Source organism: Actinacidiphila sp. bgisy160 (genome assembly GCF_965342435.1).
Lineage (GTDB): Bacteria > Actinomycetota > Actinomycetes > Streptomycetales > Streptomycetaceae > Actinacidiphila.
Window position 1 is genome coordinate 77,551 of sequence record NZ_CBDRCM010000029.1, and the last position, 17,084, is coordinate 94,634.

A 17,084-nucleotide genomic window follows, 5' to 3' on the forward strand; every position below is an offset into this window, starting at 1 on the left:
TGAGCAGCAGGGGGCACACCTGTGACCTTGCCCATTCCGGTGCGCCCTTGATTCGTTCGGACGCGATGCCCTATCCGCGGGCCCCGTCCGACGGCGCCGCCGGCGCTATTTCGACGGCCCGTCCGGGCGCTCCGGCGCGGGCGCCGGTCGTGGCCTCCGTGAGGTCGGCGACCTGCCGGCGCAGTTCCCGGACCTCCCGCAGCAGCTCCTCGGTGACCTCCTGGACCCGGCGGTTCTCCTCCTCGTCCTCCTGGAAGCGCGCCAGGAACCAGGCGGCGATGTTGGCGGTGACCACACCGAGCAGGGCGATGCCCGAGAGCATCAGCCCGACGGCGATGAGCCGGCCGACACCCGTGGTGGGGGCGTGGTCCCCGTAGCCCACGGTCGTCATCGTGGTGAAGGACCACCACAAGGCGTCGCCGATGGTGCGGATGTTGCCGCGCGGGGAGCCGCGCTCGGCCTCGAGGACGGCGACCGACCCGAACGCCAGCAGGCCGAGCACCGCACCGACGACGTAGGTCGTCAGGCGCACCTGGGCCGCCAGCCGTACCCGCTGGCCGACCAGGAAGAGCGCGGACACCAGCCGCAGCAGGCGCAGCGGCTGGAGCAGCGGGAGGACGACCACCGCCAGGCTGAGCGGCTGCCGCCTGACGAACTCCCACCGCCGCTCGCTCAGGCCCAGGCGGACCGCGTAGTCGGCGGCGAACAGGGCCCAGACCGTGCGCTCCGTCCAGTGCGCCGTGGTGATGAGCGCGGGGTCGGCCGCCGGCACCAGGATCGGCAGGGCGTACGCGGCACCGAACACCACGGCCAGCGCGAGCAGCGGCGCCCTGGTCTGCTGCTCCCAGCGTTCGAGACGGTTCATGGGGGCAGTATCCCCCGCGCCCCAGCCCCCAGGTGGCGCCGATCCGCGTCCGCCGGCAGCCGCTGACCTGCGGCGACGGCGGGTCTTCGGCACACGGCCGGGTCGCTCAGGGGTTCACCGGGGCGGTGGTCTCCTCGGGCGCGCCGAACCGGGAGAGCGTCACAACCGTGCGGATCGGCCGGTCGCCGCTGACCAGGCTCCGCTCGAAACGCACGACGCGACCCGCGCCGTCACCCGGATCGCGCAGTCGCGCGAGCGGACGTGGCCGGCGGTCATGTCGCCGTGCACGGCCGGGTCGAGCTACGCGAATGCGCCTGCGGTGACGGTTTCCGCGAGCCGGTGGAGGGCGAGGCCCGCGGTCCGCACCCGGGCCGCCCGTAGTCCTGGCGGAAGCGGACGTAGGCGCGCTCCCCGGTGCGGAGCGCGTCCGGCACCCCCGTCGCGCGGGTCGCGCGGGTCGCGCGGTGAGCCGACCGGTCACCGGGCCGTTCAGACCGACCCGGCCCTGCGAACGGCGGGCGTCCCGGCGACCGCGGCCGTCACCGTCACGGCCGCCGAGCAGGGCGCCGGGTCCGCGTGGGTCAGGACTTCGGCGACCTCATGGCGGACCGGTGCTTCCGCGTGGGCGGTTGCTCCCGGACGGCCGCGAAGACCACCGGGCCGTGCCCGCCACCGCGGGCCGACGGTCCCCTGCCCGAACCTGGCGCGCAACCCCGTACGCCCCGGCGGCATGGCAGGGCCTGACGGCGGCACCGCAGACCGTGGACCGGGTTCGGGCAGGTTTCCCGAACGGTTAGCTCACTGGCCCCTACTTGTTCGGACAAGTTGAGGAGACTGTCGCCCCCCGCACATCCGGCGGCCCACCGCAAACTCCCGGGAGACAGACCCTTCATGAACGCCCTCGACCGCAGAAGGTTCATGCAGCTGGCGGGCGGTACCGCCGCCCTGACCGCGCTGTCCACCAGCATCGCCCGCGCGGCGGAGATACCCGCGCACCGGAGCACCGGCTCCATCAAGGACGTCGAGCACATCGTGGTTTTGATGCAGGAGAACCGCTCCTTCGACCACTACCTCGGCACCCTTCGCGGCGTCAGGGGGTTCGGGGACCCGCACCCCGTGACGCTGCCCAGCGGCAAACCGGTCTGGCACCAGTCGGACGGCACGAGGGAGGTGCTGCCCTTCCACCCGGACGCCGACGACCTCGGTCTGGCATTCCTGGAGGACCTGCCGCACGGGTGGAAGGACACCCAGGCCGCCTTCAACAAGGGCGGGTACGACCAGTGGATCCCGGCCAAGTCCGCCACGACGATGGCGCACCTGACCCGAGAGGACATCCCGTTCCACCACGCGCTCGCCGACGCGTTCACGGTCTGCGACGCCTACCACTGCTCCTTCATGGGCTCCACCGACCCGAACCGCTACTACATGTGGACGGGCCACACCGGCAACGACGGCAAGGGCGGCGGCCCCGTCCTCGGCAACGACGAGAAGGGCTACTCCTGGACGACCTATCCCGAGCGGCTGGAGAAGGCCGGGGTCTCCTGGAAGATCTATCAGGACGTCGGCGACGGCCTGGACGCCGCGGGCGGCTGGGGCTGGATCGAGGACGCCTACCGCGGCAACTACGGCGACAACTCGCTGCTGTACTTCGACCAGTACCGCAACGCCAAGCCCGGCGACCCGCTGTACGACAAGGCCCGCACCGGCACCGACGCCCGCAGGGGCGAGGGCTTCTTCGACATCCTGCGCGCCGACGTCAAGGCCGGGAAGCTGCCGGAGGTCTCCTGGGTCGTCGCCCCCGAGGCCTTCACCGAGCACCCGAACTGGCCCGCGAACTACGGCGCCTGGTACATCTCGCAGGTCCTCGACGCGCTCACCTCCGACCCCGAGGTCTGGAGCAGGACCGCGCTGTTCATCACCTACGACGAGAACGACGGGTTCTTCGACCACGTCGTGCCGCCGTTCCCGGCCGGCTCGGCCGAGCAGGGCGCGTCCACCGTGGACGTCGGCCTCGACGTGTACGCCGGCGACAGCGCGCGCCCGGCGGGTCCGTACGGGCTGGGCCAGCGCGTCCCGATGTTCGTCGTCTCCCCCTGGAGCACGGGCGGCTACGTCTGCTCGCAGACCTTCGACCACACGTCCATCATCCGGTTCATTGAGCGCCGGTTCGGTGTGACCGAGCCCAACATCTCCCCCTGGCGCCGCGCCGTCTGCGGCGATCTGACGACGGCCTTCGACTTCCGGCACAAGGAGGGCCGCGTCCCGCGGCTGCCCGACACCGACGGCTACCTCCCGCCGGACGGCGACCGTCACCCCGACTACTCGCCGGTCCCTCCCGCCGAGGGCTCGCTGCCCCGTCAGGAGCGCGGTCTGCGCCCGGCGCGGCCCGTCCCGTACGATCTCGCCGCGGACGGCGGGATCAGCGCCGCGGGCACGCTGCGGATCGAGTTCGCGTCCCACGGCGAGGCCGGAGCCGGTTTCCTGGTCACCTCCGCGACGGACGCCTCCGGTCCGTGGACGTACACCGTCGGGTCGGGACACTCGCTCACCGGCACCTGGGACGTTCCGGCGGGCGCCCACGGCGACTACGACGTCACCGTGCACGGCCCCAACGGCTTCCTGCGCCGCTTCGCCGGCCGGGCAGCGGCGGCCGGTGCCGAGGTCAGCGCCCGCCACGACGGCAGAAGCGGCGCCGTGCACCTGGTCCTGACCAACAACGGCCACTCGACGGTCACGCTCACGGTCAGGGACGGGTACGGCGAGCACAAGGCGGCCTCCCACCGGCTGCGCCCGGGCGCCCACGTGGTCCACGTCGCCGGGACCGGGCGCACCCACGGCTGGTACGACCTGTCGGTGACGTCGGACCACGACGGCGGCTTCGAGCGCCGTCTCGCCGGCCATGTCGAGACGGGCCGGGAAAGCACCAGCGACCCGGCGATCGGCGGCTGACCGTCCCGCCCGGCAGAAGGGCGCGCGCCCGCTACATCGGCTCGACGTAGCGGGCGCGCCACTGCGGGCGGGGGTCGGCGCCCGGGCTCGTCCAGGACTCGCGGCCGGCGACGACCCGGTACAAGACTCACTCCTGCTCACTGGAACGGTACTTCAGACGGACGACGGCGAGCACCGGGTAGCCGTCCTTGCCGAGGTCGACCTCGGCGCGGTAGCCCGTCATGACACCCGGGACCCGGCCGTCGCTCTGGAGCTCGGTGCGGATCGCCCAGTCGGTCGCGTCGAGGTTCTCGGCCACCCGGCGAAGATACCGGTGGATCCACAGCCAGGGGGCGGGTAGACGGGGAGGAATCCCTTCCGGGCGGGAGGAGCCGCTGGATAGCCTGGCGGGGTGCGAATCGGTGTGAACGTCCCGAATTTCGGGCCCGGTACCGACCCGGGCATGTTGCGCGACTGGGCGCGGACGGTGGAGGGGCTGGGCTTCGACCTGCTGATGGTCTCCGACCACGTGGTGGTCACCCCGGACGTGGCGGAGCAGTACCCGGCCCCCTTCTTCGAGCCCTTCACCACCCTGTCGTGGCTCGCCGGCGTCACCGACCGGATCCGGCTGGGGACGACGGTGCTGATCCTGCCGTACCGGCATCCGCTGCTGACGGCCCGGATGGCCGCGAACCTCAACATGCTCAGCGGCGGCCGGCTGGTGCTCGGCGTGGGCGTCGGCTGGGCGCGGCAGGAGTTCGCGGCGCTCGGCGTCCCGTTCGAGCGGCGCGGTGCGCTGACGGACGAGCATCTGGCGGTCCTGCGCGAGGCCTGGAAGGACGGGACGGACTACGCCGGCGGCCCCGTGCCGCTGTGGATCGGAGGCAACAGCGTGGCGGCACGGCGACGGGCGGTCCGCGTCGGCGACGCCTGGCATCCGCTGCGGTTCACCCTGCCGTGGCTGCGCGAGGCGGCCGACGGGCTCGCGGCGCAGGCCCGCGAGCAGGGCCGGCCCGTACCCGCCCTCACGCCCCGCATCGCACTGCGGCTCACGACGGAGCCGGTGATCGGTCCGGACCGGCTCGCGGGTGAGGGCACCCTCGAGCAGGTCATCGCCGACCTCGAGGGACTACGGGCACTCGGCGCGGACACCGTCGTGCTGGACCCCTTCGACGGCGACCCCCGCGAGATCCTGCGCCCGCACACGGCGTGGCAGGCGCTCGCGGCGGTCGCCGCCCACCGCTCACGAACGGAGTGACGATGACCGACGAGATGACGACCCGCCTGTTGCGCCGGGCGATCGAACTGGCCGCTGAGGCGCGCGCGTCCGGCAATCCGCCCTTCGGCTCGCTGCTGGCCGGGCCGGACGGGACCGTGCTCGCGGAGGACCGCAACAGCAGCCTGAGCGACGGCGACATCACCGCCCACCCCGAGCTGAAGCTGGCGCGGTGGGCGGCCCGGGAGCTCGATCCGGCCACCGCGGCCGTCACCACCCTGTACACCAGCTGCCAGCCCTGCGGGATGTGCGCGGGCGCCATCGAGCGCTCGGGGCTGGGCCGCATCGTCTACGCTCTGTCCACCGACCAGCTCACCGGGCTCAAGTCGCCCGCGGCCAAGGCCGGTTTCCCGCACGTGCCGCAGGACGGCCCGGCCCTGTACGACGAGGCCCGCGTCCCGGTCGAGGGCTACTACTGATCCCGCCGGGCCCCGCCCCGCGGCCCCTCACTCCTGCTTCTCGCCCGAGGCGAAGCGGGAGATGATCAGGGCGACGATGATGATGGCCCCGTTGAGGAACTGGTTCCACAGCGGGGGCACGCCCGCGAGGGTCATCACGTTGACGACGAGCTGCAGGGTCAGGACGCCGGTCAGCGCGCCGAAGAGCGTGCCGCGGCCGCCGTTGAGGCTGACCCCGCCGATGACGGTCGCGGCGAAGACCTGGAAGATCCAGCCGCTGCCCTGGTCCGCGGAGATCGAGCCGTAGTGCCCGCTGTAGAGCACGCCCGCGAAGGCGGCGAGCACGCCGCCCACGATGAGCACCACCCAGGTGATCCGGTCCACCCGGATGCCGGCGGTGCGCGCGGCCTCGGGGTTGCCGCCGATCGCGTACAGCGCCCGGCCGTGCCGCAGCCAGGCGAGCGCGCAGCCGCCGGCCGCGAAGAGCAGGCCGCAGATCCAGATCGCGGCGGGCACCCCGGCCCAGGAGGCGTGACCGAGGTAGGTGAAGGAGCCGGGCAGTTCGACGATGGAGCGGCCCTCGGAGATGGCGATCTGCAGCCCGCGCAGCATGGTGAGCGCGCCGAGGGTGACGATGAAGCCGTTCAGCCGCAGCTTGAGGATGAAGAAGCCGTTGACCGCGCCGATGACCGCGCCGACCAGCAGGCACACCGGTATCGCCGTCCAGACCGGCAGCACTTCCAGTCCGGTGAAGCGGCCGCCCGCTGCGGGCAGCACGAGCCAGACGGCGATCACGGGCGCGACGCCGATGGTGGACTCCAGCGACAGGTCCATCCGGCCCGCGATGAGGATCAGCGCCTGGGCCAGCACGAGCAGGCTGAGCTCGGTGGACTGCTGGGCGACGCCGATGAGGTTGTCGGAGGTGAGGAAGGCCGGCGAGACGATGAACCCGATGACGCCCAGCACCAGGATGGCGGGGACGAGGGACAGTTCACGGAACCGGGCGAGTCCGCCCGGTACGCGGCGCGGCGTCCCGGCCGCGGTCGCCTCGGCGGCGGGCACCGGCGGCTCGGTGACGTCAGTGGTGGTGGACATGGCTAACCTTCCTGTTCCTCTCCCTGCTCGGTGTCCCGCTCCTGCGCGGGACGGGCGGCCACGCCCTCCATGGCGGCGACCAGTTCCTCGTCGCGCCACCCCCGGCCGAACTCCGCGACCACCCGGCCGTGGAACATGGCCACGAGCCGGTCGCACGCCCTGAGATCGTCCAGTTCGTCGGAGACGACCAGCGCCGCCCGCCCGTCGTCGGCGACCTTGCGGATCCTGCCCAGCAGGAACTCCTTGGACTTCACGTCCACCCCGTTGGTGGGCCGCACGGCGACCAGGACATGGGGGTCGGTGGCCAGGGCACGGGCGACCACGACCTTCTGCTGGTTGCCGCCGGACAGCGCGGAGACGGGGGTCCCCGCGCCCGGTGTCCTGATGTCCAGGTCCTTGATCATGCGCTCGGCGAACTCGCGGGTCCGCGAGGGCAGTACGGTGCCGTGCGGCCCGAGCTGGTCGGTGACGGTGAGGGTGGCGTTCTCGGCCACGCTGCGCGAGCCGACCAGCCCTTGGTGGTGCCGGTCCTCGGGGACCAGGCCCACGCCCGCCGCCAGGGCGGCGGGGACGCCGGAGGCGCGCACCTCCCGGCCCGCCACGGCGATCCGTCCGGCGTCGGCACGGTGCAGCCCGGCCAGGGTCTCCGCCAGCCGGACGTTGCCGCTGGCGGTGGCCCCGGCCAGGCCGACGACCTCGCCGGCGCGGACCCGCAGGGAGACGTCCGTGTAGGCGCCGCGCAGGGTCAGCCCTGTCACGTCCAGCAGCGGCCCGCCCGCGGTGGCCGCGGACCGGCCCGCCGTGGCGGCGCCCGCCGCGGGCGCGGCGGCGCTCTCCCCGGTCATCGCCTCGACCAGGGCGTCGTGGTCCAGCTCGGCCACCGGGGCGGTGACGATGTGGCGGGCGTCCCGGTAGACGGTGACGGTGGTGCAGAGGTCGTAGACCTCCTGCAGGTGGTGCGAGATGAAGAGAAAGGCCACACCCTGCCGCTGCAGGTCGCGGAGCTTGGCGAAGAGCCGGCCGATGCCGCGGGCGTCGAGCCGGGCGGTGGGCTCGTCGAGGATGATGAAGCGCGCGCCGAAGGACAGGGCTCGCGCGATCTCGACGAACTGGCGCTGTTCGACGGTGAGGTCGCGGGCGCGTGCGGCCGGGTCGATGTCGACCCCGTACTCGCCGAGCAGTTCCGCCGCCCGGCGACGCAGCGCCGTCCACCGGATGGGGCGCAGCGCGCCGGGGCTCTGCCGGTTGAGGAAGAGGTTCTCGGCGACGGAGAGGTCGCCGATGACGGTCGAGCGCTGGTAGACGCAGGCGACCCGGGAGCGCCAGGCGTCGGTGTCGCCGACGGAGGGTGCCGGTTCGCCCGAGAAGCGCAGGGTGCCGGTGTCGGGCTGCTGGAGGCCGGTGAGGATGCCGACGAGGGTGGACTTGCCGGCGCCGTTGCGGCCCACGAGGGCGTGCGACTCGCCCGGGGTGACCGAGATGCCCGCGTCGTGCAGCGCCACGGTGGCGCCGAAGCGCTTGCCGATCCCGGTCGCCTCGGCCACGGGCGGCGCGGTGGCGGGGTCCGCCATGGTGGTCTTCCGTTCTTCGGGTGCGGACGGGCGGTCAGCCGATGTTGTTGCCCCACAGGGCCTTGTCGTCGACGTTGTCCTTGGTCACCAGCGGCGCGGGGAGCTGGTCCTCCAGGCCGCCCGGGATGCTGACGATCGTCGAGTCGTGGTCGGTGGGTCCCGCCTTGAAGGTCTTCCCTTCGGTGGCGGCCTTGGCGTAGTACAGCGCGTACTTGGCGTAGAGGTCGGCGGGCTGGGAGACGGTGGCGTCGATCTCGCCCTTGCGGATGGCGTCCAGCTCCTGCGGGATGCCGTCGTTGGAGACGATGCTGATGTGGCCCTTCTGCCCGGCCGGCCTCAGCAGGCCCTTCTGCTTGAGCAGGGCCAGCGTCGGCTGCAGGAAGACGCCGCCGGCCTGCATGTAGATGCCGTTCAGGTCGGGGTGCTGTGCGAGCAGGCTCTGCAGCTTGGCGGAGGCGACGTCGCCCTTCCAGTCGGTGGGCAGCTCGAAGACCGTGATGCCGGGGAACTTCTCCTTCATGCACGCCGCGAACGCCTCGGAGCGGTCGCGTCCGTTGATGGAGTCCAGGGCGCCCTGGAACTCGGCGACCTTGCCCTTGCCACCGAGCTGCTCGCCCAGGAACTCGCAGGCCTTGGTGCCGTACGCCTTGTTGTCGGCGCGCACGACCATGTAGACGTCGCCCTTGTCGGGGCGGGTGTCCACGCTGACCACCGGGATCTTCTTGCCGGCGAGGGTGTCGAGGGTGGAGGCGATGGCGCCGGTGTCCTGCGGGGCCATGACGACGGCCTTGGCCCCGGTGTTCTGGAAGACCTGGACGTTGGCGACGAGCTTGGTGATGTCGTTCTGCGAGTTGCTCCGCGGCAGCGCGTTCAGGCCGTCGTCCTTGATGCCCGTCTCGATGTACTGCGCGTAGGAGTTCCAGAAGTCGGAGTCGGAGCGGGGAAGGTCGATGCCGATGGCGGGCTTGTCGCCGCCGGAGCCTGCGGTGGTGCCTGTGCTGCCGCGGTTGCAGGCGGTGGCGAGGGCGGCCGTGACGAGCACGGCCGCGGCGATCGCGGCGGTGGAGCGCGTGCGGGCGGGCTTCATGCCGTGTTCTCCCTGTCCGGGTAAGCCGGGGCGATTCATCCGAGGTATCCCGGACGACAGGAAGGTAAGTCCGCCCCGCGACCCTGACAACCCCTTATGCGGACACGATCGAATGGAGTTCAAAAGTCGAGACATCCGAGGAATGGATTGCCACTCCCGTCCTGGGGCCCTAGAGTCACCGTGGCGCGAGACCTCCGATGTCTTGGCCAGGCCGAGCGTGAAAGGCAGCCACTTGTCCGCAACCTCCGCCCGCATCACCGCGATCGACACCCACGACATCCGCTTCCCCACCTCACGGGAGCTCGACGGCTCGGACGCGATGAATCCGGACCCCGACTACTCCGCCGCGTACGTGGTACTGCGTACCGACGCCGACGACGGCCACGAGGGGCACGGCTTCGTCTTCACCATCGGCCGGGGCAACGACGTCCAGGTCGCCGCGATCGAGGCACTCCGCCCCCATCTCGTAGGCCGGCCGGTCGAGGAGCTGTGCGCCGACCCCGGCTCCGTGGCGCGCGACCTGACCGGCGACAGCCAGTTGCGCTGGCTGGGGCCCGAGAAGGGCGTGATGCACATGGCGATCGGATCCGTCGTCAACGCCGTGTGGGACCTGGCCGCCAAGCGCCGGGGCCTGCCGCTGTGGCGGCTGCTGGCCGAGGCCGAGCCGGAATGGCTCGTCTCCCAGGTCGACTTCCGCTACATCGCCGACGCCCTCACCCCCGGACGCGCGCTGGAACTCCTGCGCGCGGGCCGCGATGGCGCCGCCGCACGCACCGCCGCGCTGCTGCGGCACGGCTACCCCGGCTACACCACCTCGCCCGGCTGGCTCGGCTACTCCGACGAGAAGCTGACCCGCCTCGCCGAGCAGGCCGTCGCCGACGGCTTCACCCAGATCAAGTTGAAGGTCGGCGCCGACCTGGGCGACGACGTACGGCGCATGCGCGCGGCCCGCGCCGCCGTGGGCCCGGACGTGCGGATCGCGATCGACGCCAACCAGCGGTGGGGCGTCGCCGAGGCCGTCGCATGGGTCACCGCGCTGGGCGAGTTCGACCCCTTCTGGATCGAGGAGCCCACCTCTCCCGACGACGTCCTCGGCCACGCCACGATCCGCAAGGCGGTCGCCCCGGTCCGGGTCGCCACCGGCGAGCACGTGCAGAACCGCATCGTGTTCAAGCAGTTGCTGCAGGCCGGCGCGATCGACGTGCTGCAGATCGACGCGGCGCGGGTCGGCGGGGTCAACGAGAACCTGGCCATCCTGCTGCTGGCCGCCGCCTTCGGCGTCCCCGTCTGCCCGCACGCGGGCGGCGTCGGACTGTGCGAACTGGTGCAGCATCTGTCGATGTTCGACTACGTGGCGCTTTCCGGGACGACCGAGGGCCGCGCCATCGAGTACGTCGACCACCTCCACGAGCACTTCACGACACCGGTGGTCATGAGCCGCGGCCACTACACCGCTCCGGTGACACCCGGCTTCTCCGCGCAGATGAGGCCGGAATCGATCGACCTGTACCGCTACCCCGACGGTACGTTCTGGATGGCCGACCGGGCACGGCAGGAAGGTGGGACGGTATGAGCGGGGAACTCCGCGACATGGAGGGCCTCGGCGCCCTGGTGACGGGCGGCGCCTCCGGGATCGGACTGGCGACCGCGCGGCTGCTGGCCGCGCGCGGCGCTCGCGTCGCCGTACTGGACCTGGCGCCGGACGGGCTGCCGGCGCACCTGACGGGTTTCAAGGCCGACGTCTCCGACGACGCCTCCACCCGGGCCGCCGTGGACGCCGCGGCCGCGGCGCTCGGCGGCCTCGACGTCCTGGTCAACAACGCGGGCGTCGGGGCCGCGGGCACCGTCGAGGACAACCCCGACGAGCAGTGGCACCGCGTGCTCGACGTCAACGTGCTCGGCATGGTGCGCACCACCCGCGCCGCGCTCCCGCACTTGCGGCGCTCGGTCCGCCCGGCGATCGTCAACACCTGCTCCATAGCGGCCACCGCCGGGCTGCCGCAGCGCGCGCTGTACAGCGCCAGCAAGGGCGCCGTGCTCTCGCTGACCCTGGCGATGGCCGCCGACCACGTCCGCGAGGGCATCCGGGTCAACTGCGTCAACCCCGGCACCGCCGACACCCCGTGGGTGGCCCGGCTGCTGGAAGCCGCCGACGACCCGGAGGCCGAGCGCGCCGCCCTCCGTGCCCGGCAGCCGATGGGCCGTCTGGTGACCGCCGACGAGGTCGCCGCCGCCATCGTCTACCTGGCGAGCCCCGCCGCGGCCTCCGTCACCGGCACCGCCCTCGCCGTGGACGGCGGCATGGCCGGGCTGCGGTTGCGCCCGGCCGGGCAGTGAGGGAGCGGACCGCCATGCGCACCACCACACTGGGCCACAGCGGTGTGTCCGTCACCGAGGTGGGCTTCGGCGCCGCCCCGATCGGCAACCTCTTCACCCCGGTCGGCGACGACGCCGCCCGCGCGGCCGTGGACGCCGCCTGGGAGGCCGGCATCCGCCACTTCGACACCGCGCCCCACTACGGGCTCGGCCTGTCCGAGCGCCGGCTCGGCGCCGCCCTGCGCGACCGGCCGCGGGCCGAGTACACCGTCTCCACCAAGGTGGGGCGGCTGCTGGAGCCCGGCGGGCCGGGCGGGGACGACCTGGCCAACGGCTTCGCCGTGCCCGCGGGGCTGCACAGGGTCTGGGACTTCAGCGCAGACGGTGTACGCCGCTCCCTGGAGGCCAGTCTGGAGCGCCTGGGCCTGGACCACGTCGACCTGGTCTACCTCCACGACCCCGACGACCACGCCGAGCAGGCCTTCGGCCAGGGGTACCCGGCGCTGGAGCGGCTCCGCTCGGAGGGCGTGGTCCGCGCGATCGGCGCGGGCATGAACCAGACGGCCATGCTCGCCCGCTTCCTGCGGGACACCGACGTCGACGTGGTGCTGATGGCCGGCCGCTACACGCTGCTGGAGCAGGAGGGCCTGGCCGAGGTCCTGCCGCTGGCGGCGGCCCGCGGCGCGAGCGTGGTCGTGGGCGGCGCCTTCAACTCGGGCCTGCTGATCGACCCGGGCGAGGGCGCCAGGTACGACTACGCCCCGGCCCCGGAGCCCGTGCTCGCCCGCGCCCGGCATCTGCGGTCGGTGACGGGCCGCCACGGCGTGCCGCTGCGCGCGGCCGCGCTGCGCTTCCCCGCGGCCCATCCGGCCGTCGCGAGCACGCTGGTGGGGTTGCGCTCGGCCGACGAGGCGCGGGACACCGCGGCCATGCTGCGGCTCGCGCTCCCGGCCCCGATGTGGGCCGACCTGCGCGCCGAGGGCCTGCTCGGCGCGGACGTGCCCGTACCGGACGAGGAGGTGTCATGAAGGTCGCCCTCCACACCAGGGTGCGAGCGGACCGGATCGCCGCGTACGAGGCGGCGCACCGCGAGGTGCCCGCGGAACTGACCGCCGCCATCCGCGGCGCGGGCGTGCGCGAGTGGACGATCTGGCGCAGCGGCCGCGACCTCTTCCACCTGCTGGACGTCGACGACTACCCGGCGATGCTCGCCGCGCTGGAGCGGCTGCCCGTCAACATCGCCTGGCAGGCGCGGATGGCGGAGCTGCTGGAGGTCGCCCACGACTACTCCGCCGGGGGCGCCGGGGCGCCACTGCCGGTGGTGTGGCGGCTGTGACCGCGCGGGAGGGCATCGTCGACGCGCACCACCACCTGTGGGACCTGTCGGTGCGCGACCAGGAGTGGATCACCGGGGAACGGCTGGCCCCGCTGCGCCGCGACTTCTTGCTCGCCGACCTCGAGCCGGAGGCGAAGGCGGCCGGCGTCACCGCGAGCGTTCTCGTCCAGACCGCCACCGCGGCGGAGGAGACCCCTGAATTCCTGGCGCTGGCCGCCGGCAGCGACCTGGTGGCCGGGGTGGTCGGCTGGACCGACCTGACGGACCCCGCGGTCGCCGATCGGCTGGCGGCCCTGCGTGAACTGCCCGGCGGGGAGCGCCTGGTGGGGATCCGCCACCAGGTGCAGGGTGAATCCGACCCGCAGTGGCTACTCCGCCCCGACGTGCTGCGCGGGCTGCGCGCGGTGGCCGACGCCGGGCTCGTCTACGACCTGGTGGTGCTCGCCCACCAGCTCCCGGCCGCGGCCCGGGCCGCCGGCCTCGTGCCCGGGCTGGTGTTCGTCCTCGACCACCTGGGCAAACCGCCCATCGCCGAGGGCGGGACGCGGCCCTGGAGCGACGACGTACGGGCGCTGGCCGCGCGGCCCAACACCGTGTGCAAACTGTCCGGCATGGTCACCGAGGCCGACTGGGACACCTGGACCACGGCGGACCTCGCGCCCTACGCCGCCACCGTGCTCGACGCCTTCGGACCCGGCCGCCTCATGTTCGGCTCCGACTGGCCGGTGTGCCGGCTCGCCGCCTCCTACGCCGAGGTGGTCGGCGCCGCCCACGCCCTGACCGACGGGCTGGGGGACGCCGAACGGCGGGAGGTCTTCTCCGGTACGGCCCGGCGCGTCTACGGGCTCTGATCCCCCGCGCAGGACCGCCCCCGGCGGGACGCGGGTGGCTAGACTCCCACCCCTGGCGGCACGAGGGACGGGCGTGGGCGCGTGAGCGACGGCAGACCGGACACACCCCCGGCGAACGCGACGGGGCGGCTCACCGTGCGCGACGTCCTCGACCTGGACCTCGTGACGCCCTGGGTGCCGGAGGTCGTCGCCGGTTCCGCCCATCTGCACCGCGCGGTGCGCTGGCTGCACGTGGCCGAGGCGCTGGACGTCGGCGTCATGCTCAGCGGCGGCGAGATGGTGCTGACCACCGGGCTGTTGCTGGCGGGCGACGAGCGGGCGCAGCGCGAGTACATCGAGTCGATGCAGCGCGCCGACGTCGCCGCGGTCGTCCTGGGCCTCGGCCGGGCGTTCCGCACCACGCCCGAGCCGATGCGCCGGGCCGCCGAGCGCTGCGGGGTGCCGCTGATCGTGCTGCACCGGCCGGCACCGTTCGCGCGGCTCACCGAGGAGGTTCACGCGCGGCTGGTGCACGGCCGGTTCGCCGCGCTCGACCTCTCCGACCGGGTCCGCTCCTCGCTGACCGCCCTCAACCTCTCCGGCGCCAGCCTCCAGCAGGTCCTGGACGAGATCGCGGCGCACAGCGGCTGTCCGGCCGTCGTCGTCAACCTCGCGCAGCGTGTGCTGGCCTCGGCCGGGGACAAGGGTTCGCTCAACGACCTGCTGCGCGACTGGGAGCGGGTCTCCGGCCAGGTGGCGGAACTGGCCGGCAGCGGCGCGGTGACGGTCGGCCCGGACGGCTGGGTCGTCGCGCCGCTGGAGGCGCGGGGCCGCCAGTGGGGGCGCCTGGTGCTCTTCGGCCACCACGGCCCGGAGGAGTTCGGGCGGGTGCTGGGGGCCCGTGCCTCCGAGGCGCTGGCCATGCACCGCCTCCTCGGCGACCAGGACCGGGGCTGGGAGGACCAGGCCGCCGAGTCGCTGCTGCACGACCTGGCGACGGGCACCGCCCGCCCCGAGCAGCTGGTCACCCGGGTGCGCGCCGCGGGGCTCCCGGTGGGCCGGCGCACCTTCGTGCCCGTCGTCGTCCGCCTTCTGGGTTCGGTGCCGGAGGGCCGGGACGACATGCCGGAGCTGATCGAGCACGTGCTGGCCGAACACCGCGGCGTCGCCGGCCTGGTGGCGCGGATCGGCTCCGCCGGGACGGCCGTGCTGCTGAGCATCCCCGCAGGTCAGGACGCCGACGCAGCCGTGCACAAGGTGGCGGTGCGGGTGCACGAGGAGCTGGCCGGGCGGAGCCGTACCGCGGTGGTCGGCGCGGGCTTCGGCTGCCGCGAACTGGACGGGGTCCGCCGTTCCTTCGTCGAGGCGGTGCACGTGGCGGACGCGGCGGTCGCCGGCCCGCCGGACGCGCCGGTGGCACGGCTGCGCGACGTGCGGTTGCGCGGCCTGGTGCGCCTGCTGCGCGACGAACCGGAGCTGCAGGCCTTCATCGGGCGGGAGCTGGGGCCCCTGCTGGGGAACCCGGCGCTGCTGGAGGTGCTGCGCACCTATCTGGCGACGGGCCGTAACAAGTCGGCGGCCGCCCAGGTGCACCACGTCAGCCGGCCCGCCCTGTACCGGCGGCTGCAGAGCATCGAGTCGCTGCTCGGCATCGACCTGGACGACTGGGAGCAGCTCACGTCGCTGTACGTGGCGCTGCTCGCGCACGAGGCGCAGCGCGCCGCGGGGCCCGGGTCCGGGCGCTGAGCGCGCCGGGCCCGGGCCCCGGGGTGAGGTGCCCCGTCAGCTCCTGCGGTCGGGCGCGAGACGGCTGAGCAGGACGTGGACCACGAGGGAGGCGGCGAGGCCGACGGCCCACCCGTAGTCCGCGAGCGGCTTCAGGAAGGGGATCAACCCGTCGACCGGGAACGGCCCCTGCTTGACGCCCTTGGCGTCGAGTCCGGAGTGCGAGCCGCCGATGGCGAGGACACCGCCGACCGCGAAGGCGGCCACCGCCCGCCAGTTCCAGCCGCCGGAGTACCAGTAGCGGCCCTCCGTCCGGTACAGGTCGGCGAGTTCCAGCCGTGTGCGGCGCAGGATCCAGTAGTCGGCGATGAGGATGCCGGCCACGGTGCCGAGCAGACCGCCGACGGTGCCGAGCCAGGTGAAGATGTACGCCTGCGGGCTGGCCAGCAGCTTCCACGGGAAGATGACGACGCCGACGACCGCGGTGATCAGGGCGCCGGTGCGGAAGCCGATCCTGCGCGGCGCGATGTTGGACAGGTCGAAGGCGGGCGAGACGACGTTCGCCGCGATGTTCACCGACAGGGTGGCCACCAGGACCGTGATCAGCGCGAAGAGCACCGCGGCCCAGTTGTCGAGCTTGGCGGCCAGCGCCACCGGGTCCCAGATCGGCTCGCCGTACACCGCCTGCGAGCCGGAGGTCACCAGCACCGACAGCAGCGCGAACAGCGTCATCGTGGTGGGCAGCCCGAGGGACTGCCCCCACAGCTGGGCGCGCTGCCCGGCCGCGTAACGGGTGAAGTCGGGGATGTTGAGGGCGAGGGTGGACCAGAAGCCGATCATGCCCATGAGGGCGGGGAAGAAGACCTTCCAGAAGTCCCCGCCCCAGCCGAGGGCCGAGGGCTGGTCGAGCAGCGGGCCGAAGCCGCCGGCCTTGACGCTCATCCAGATCAGCAGGGCGACCGCGCCGACGAGGACGAACGGTGCCGCCCAGTTCTCGAACCGCCGCACCATCTCCATGCCGCGCACGATGATCGCTACCTGCAGCACCCAGAAGACGGCGAAGGACAGCCACTGCGTCCACGGATAGCCGCCGATCGTCCCGGCGTTCGCCCACGAGTCGCCGAAGAGTTTCCCTGCGAGCAGGAAGATGCCGGAGCCGCCGATCCAGGTCTGGATGCCGAACCACACGCAGGCGACGGCCGCCCGGACGAGGGCGGGGAGGTTGGCCCCCCGCACCCCGAACGACGCGCGGGCGAAGACCGGGAAGGGGATGCCGTACTTGGGGCCGGCGTGGCCGGTGAGCAGCATCGGCACGAGCACGATGATGTTGGCCAGGGCGATGGTGAACACCGCCTGTTTCCAGTCCATGCCGAGGGCGACCAGGCCCGATGCGAGGGTCCAGGAGGCGACGTTGTGTGCCATCCCGATCCACAGCGCGGTGAAGTTGTACGTGGTCCACTTCCGTTTGGCGAGCGGAACGGGGAGCAGGTCCTCGTTGGCGTAGCGGCCGGACGGGACGGCGCCGGGCGAGAGCTCGACGCGGCCGTCGGCCCCGGCTCTTCCGGCAGGGGGTGGAGCGGTGGCTGTCATGGCAGCCCCCTTCGTTCGAGGGGTACGGGGATCGAACGTGCCGTGCGGGGGGATGGCGGGCCCGGGA

General features: G+C 73.2%; 14 protein-coding genes and 1 pseudogene. 9 read left to right on the forward strand and 6 right to left on the reverse strand.

The window, feature by feature from the left end:
• Positions 1-70: 70 nt before the first annotated feature.
• Positions 71-865 carry a potassium channel family protein gene (locus ACRWNP_RS22505; RefSeq protein WP_431964100.1) on the reverse strand — a complete coding sequence of 265 codons (795 nt, stop codon included), beginning with the start codon at positions 863-865 and terminating at the stop codon, positions 71-73.
• Positions 866-1,756: 891 nt separating this feature from the next.
• Between ACRWNP_RS22505 and ACRWNP_RS22510 the strand changes: the two genes are divergently transcribed.
• Entirely contained in the window at positions 1,757-3,814 is a 2,058-nt protein-coding gene (locus ACRWNP_RS22510; RefSeq protein WP_431964102.1) for a phosphocholine-specific phospholipase C, read from the forward strand.
• Positions 3,815-3,944: 130 nt separating this feature from the next.
• Here the strand turns inward: ACRWNP_RS22510 and ACRWNP_RS22515 are convergent.
• Positions 3,945-4,112 (reverse strand): annotated as a pseudogene (locus ACRWNP_RS22515) (Lrp/AsnC family transcriptional regulator); the annotation flags it as partial.
• Positions 4,113-4,205: 93 nt separating this feature from the next.
• On the opposite strand from ACRWNP_RS22515, the gene ACRWNP_RS22520 reads away from it, so the two are divergent.
• On the forward strand, positions 4,206-5,051 hold the full coding sequence (locus ACRWNP_RS22520; protein ID WP_431964104.1) for an LLM class flavin-dependent oxidoreductase: 846 nt from the start codon (positions 4,206-4,208) through the stop codon (positions 5,049-5,051).
• Positions 5,052-5,053: 2 nt separating this feature from the next.
• Complete coding sequence (locus ACRWNP_RS22525; protein WP_431964105.1) at positions 5,054-5,488, forward strand: nucleoside deaminase; 435 nt, start codon at positions 5,054-5,056, stop codon at positions 5,486-5,488.
• 27 nt (positions 5,489-5,515) lie between these two features.
• On the opposite strand, the gene ACRWNP_RS22530 is transcribed toward ACRWNP_RS22525, so the two are convergent.
• The 3 genes from ACRWNP_RS22530 to ACRWNP_RS22540 are packed head-to-tail and all read right to left on the reverse strand — an operon-like array spanning position 5,516 to position 9,220.
• Positions 5,516-6,562, reverse strand: coding sequence for an ABC transporter permease (locus tag ACRWNP_RS22530; RefSeq protein ID WP_431964107.1), 1,047 nt, complete (start codon positions 6,560-6,562; stop codon positions 5,516-5,518).
• Positions 6,563-6,564: 2 nt separating this feature from the next.
• Positions 6,565-8,133, reverse strand: a complete 1,569-nt coding sequence (locus ACRWNP_RS22535; RefSeq protein WP_431964109.1) for a sugar ABC transporter ATP-binding protein — start codon at positions 8,131-8,133, stop codon at positions 6,565-6,567.
• Positions 8,134-8,167: 34 nt separating this feature from the next.
• A complete protein-coding gene (locus ACRWNP_RS22540) occupies positions 8,168-9,220 on the reverse strand; it encodes a sugar ABC transporter substrate-binding protein (RefSeq protein ID WP_431964111.1) in 1,053 nt (350 codons plus the stop codon).
• A gap of 232 nt (positions 9,221-9,452) precedes the next feature.
• Between ACRWNP_RS22540 and ACRWNP_RS22545 the strand changes: the two genes are divergently transcribed.
• The 6 genes from ACRWNP_RS22545 (at position 9,453) to ACRWNP_RS22570 (ending at position 15,448) form a co-directional block, all read left to right on the forward strand.
• A complete protein-coding gene (locus tag ACRWNP_RS22545) occupies positions 9,453-10,793 on the forward strand; it encodes an enolase C-terminal domain-like protein (protein WP_431964113.1) in 1,341 nt (446 codons plus the stop codon).
• Positions 10,790-11,557, forward strand: a complete 768-nt coding sequence (locus tag ACRWNP_RS22550) for an SDR family NAD(P)-dependent oxidoreductase (protein WP_431964115.1) — start codon at positions 10,790-10,792, stop codon at positions 11,555-11,557. The genes ACRWNP_RS22545 and ACRWNP_RS22550 overlap by 4 nt, the downstream gene beginning before the upstream one ends.
• A gap of 14 nt (positions 11,558-11,571) precedes the next feature.
• A complete protein-coding gene (locus ACRWNP_RS22555; protein ID WP_431964117.1) occupies positions 11,572-12,564 on the forward strand; it encodes an aldo/keto reductase in 993 nt (330 codons plus the stop codon).
• Positions 12,561-12,872, forward strand: coding sequence for an L-rhamnose mutarotase (locus ACRWNP_RS22560; RefSeq protein ID WP_431964119.1), 312 nt, complete (start codon positions 12,561-12,563; stop codon positions 12,870-12,872). Before ACRWNP_RS22555 ends, ACRWNP_RS22560 begins: the two co-directional genes overlap by 4 nt.
• Positions 12,869-13,723, forward strand: a complete 855-nt coding sequence (locus ACRWNP_RS22565) for an amidohydrolase family protein (RefSeq protein ID WP_431964121.1) — start codon at positions 12,869-12,871, stop codon at positions 13,721-13,723. The genes ACRWNP_RS22560 and ACRWNP_RS22565 overlap by 4 nt, the downstream gene beginning before the upstream one ends.
• An 81-nt stretch (positions 13,724-13,804) precedes the next feature.
• Positions 13,805-15,448 carry a PucR family transcriptional regulator gene (locus tag ACRWNP_RS22570; protein WP_431964122.1) on the forward strand — a complete coding sequence of 548 codons (1,644 nt, stop codon included), beginning with the start codon at positions 13,805-13,807 and terminating at the stop codon, positions 15,446-15,448.
• Between the two features lie 36 nt (positions 15,449-15,484).
• Here the strand turns inward: ACRWNP_RS22570 and ACRWNP_RS22575 are convergent, their stop codons facing one another.
• Positions 15,485-17,017 (reverse strand): NCS1 family nucleobase:cation symporter-1, encoded by a 1,533-nt coding sequence (locus ACRWNP_RS22575; protein WP_431964123.1) that lies wholly within the window; start codon positions 17,015-17,017, stop codon positions 15,485-15,487.
• Positions 17,018-17,084 lie beyond the last annotated feature (67 nt).

What these genes read in the sequence shown, in the direction of transcription:
- ACRWNP_RS22530 (WP_431964107.1), bottom strand. Translation starts at nt 6,562, where the DNA reads ATGTCCACCACCACTGACGTCACCGAGCCGCCGGTGCCCGCCGCCGAG.
- ACRWNP_RS22535 (WP_431964109.1), bottom strand. Translation starts at nt 8,133, where the DNA reads ATGGCGGACCCCGCCACCGCGCCGCCCGTGGCCGAGGCGACCGGGATC.
- ACRWNP_RS22525 (WP_431964105.1), top strand. Translation starts at nt 5,054, where the DNA reads ATGACCGACGAGATGACGACCCGCCTGTTGCGCCGGGCGATCGAACTG.
- ACRWNP_RS22510 (WP_431964102.1), top strand. Translation starts at nt 1,757, where the DNA reads ATGAACGCCCTCGACCGCAGAAGGTTCATGCAGCTGGCGGGCGGTACC.
- ACRWNP_RS22560 (WP_431964119.1), top strand. Translation starts at nt 12,561, where the DNA reads ATGAAGGTCGCCCTCCACACCAGGGTGCGAGCGGACCGGATCGCCGCG.
- ACRWNP_RS22575 (WP_431964123.1), bottom strand. Translation starts at nt 17,017, where the DNA reads ATGACAGCCACCGCTCCACCCCCTGCCGGAAGAGCCGGGGCCGACGGC.
- ACRWNP_RS22540 (WP_431964111.1), bottom strand. Translation starts at nt 9,220, where the DNA reads ATGAAGCCCGCCCGCACGCGCTCCACCGCCGCGATCGCCGCGGCCGTG.
- ACRWNP_RS22505 (WP_431964100.1), bottom strand. Translation starts at nt 865, where the DNA reads ATGAACCGTCTCGAACGCTGGGAGCAGCAGACCAGGGCGCCGCTGCTC.
- ACRWNP_RS22555 (WP_431964117.1), top strand. Translation starts at nt 11,572, where the DNA reads ATGCGCACCACCACACTGGGCCACAGCGGTGTGTCCGTCACCGAGGTG.
- ACRWNP_RS22550 (WP_431964115.1), top strand. Translation starts at nt 10,790, where the DNA reads ATGAGCGGGGAACTCCGCGACATGGAGGGCCTCGGCGCCCTGGTGACG.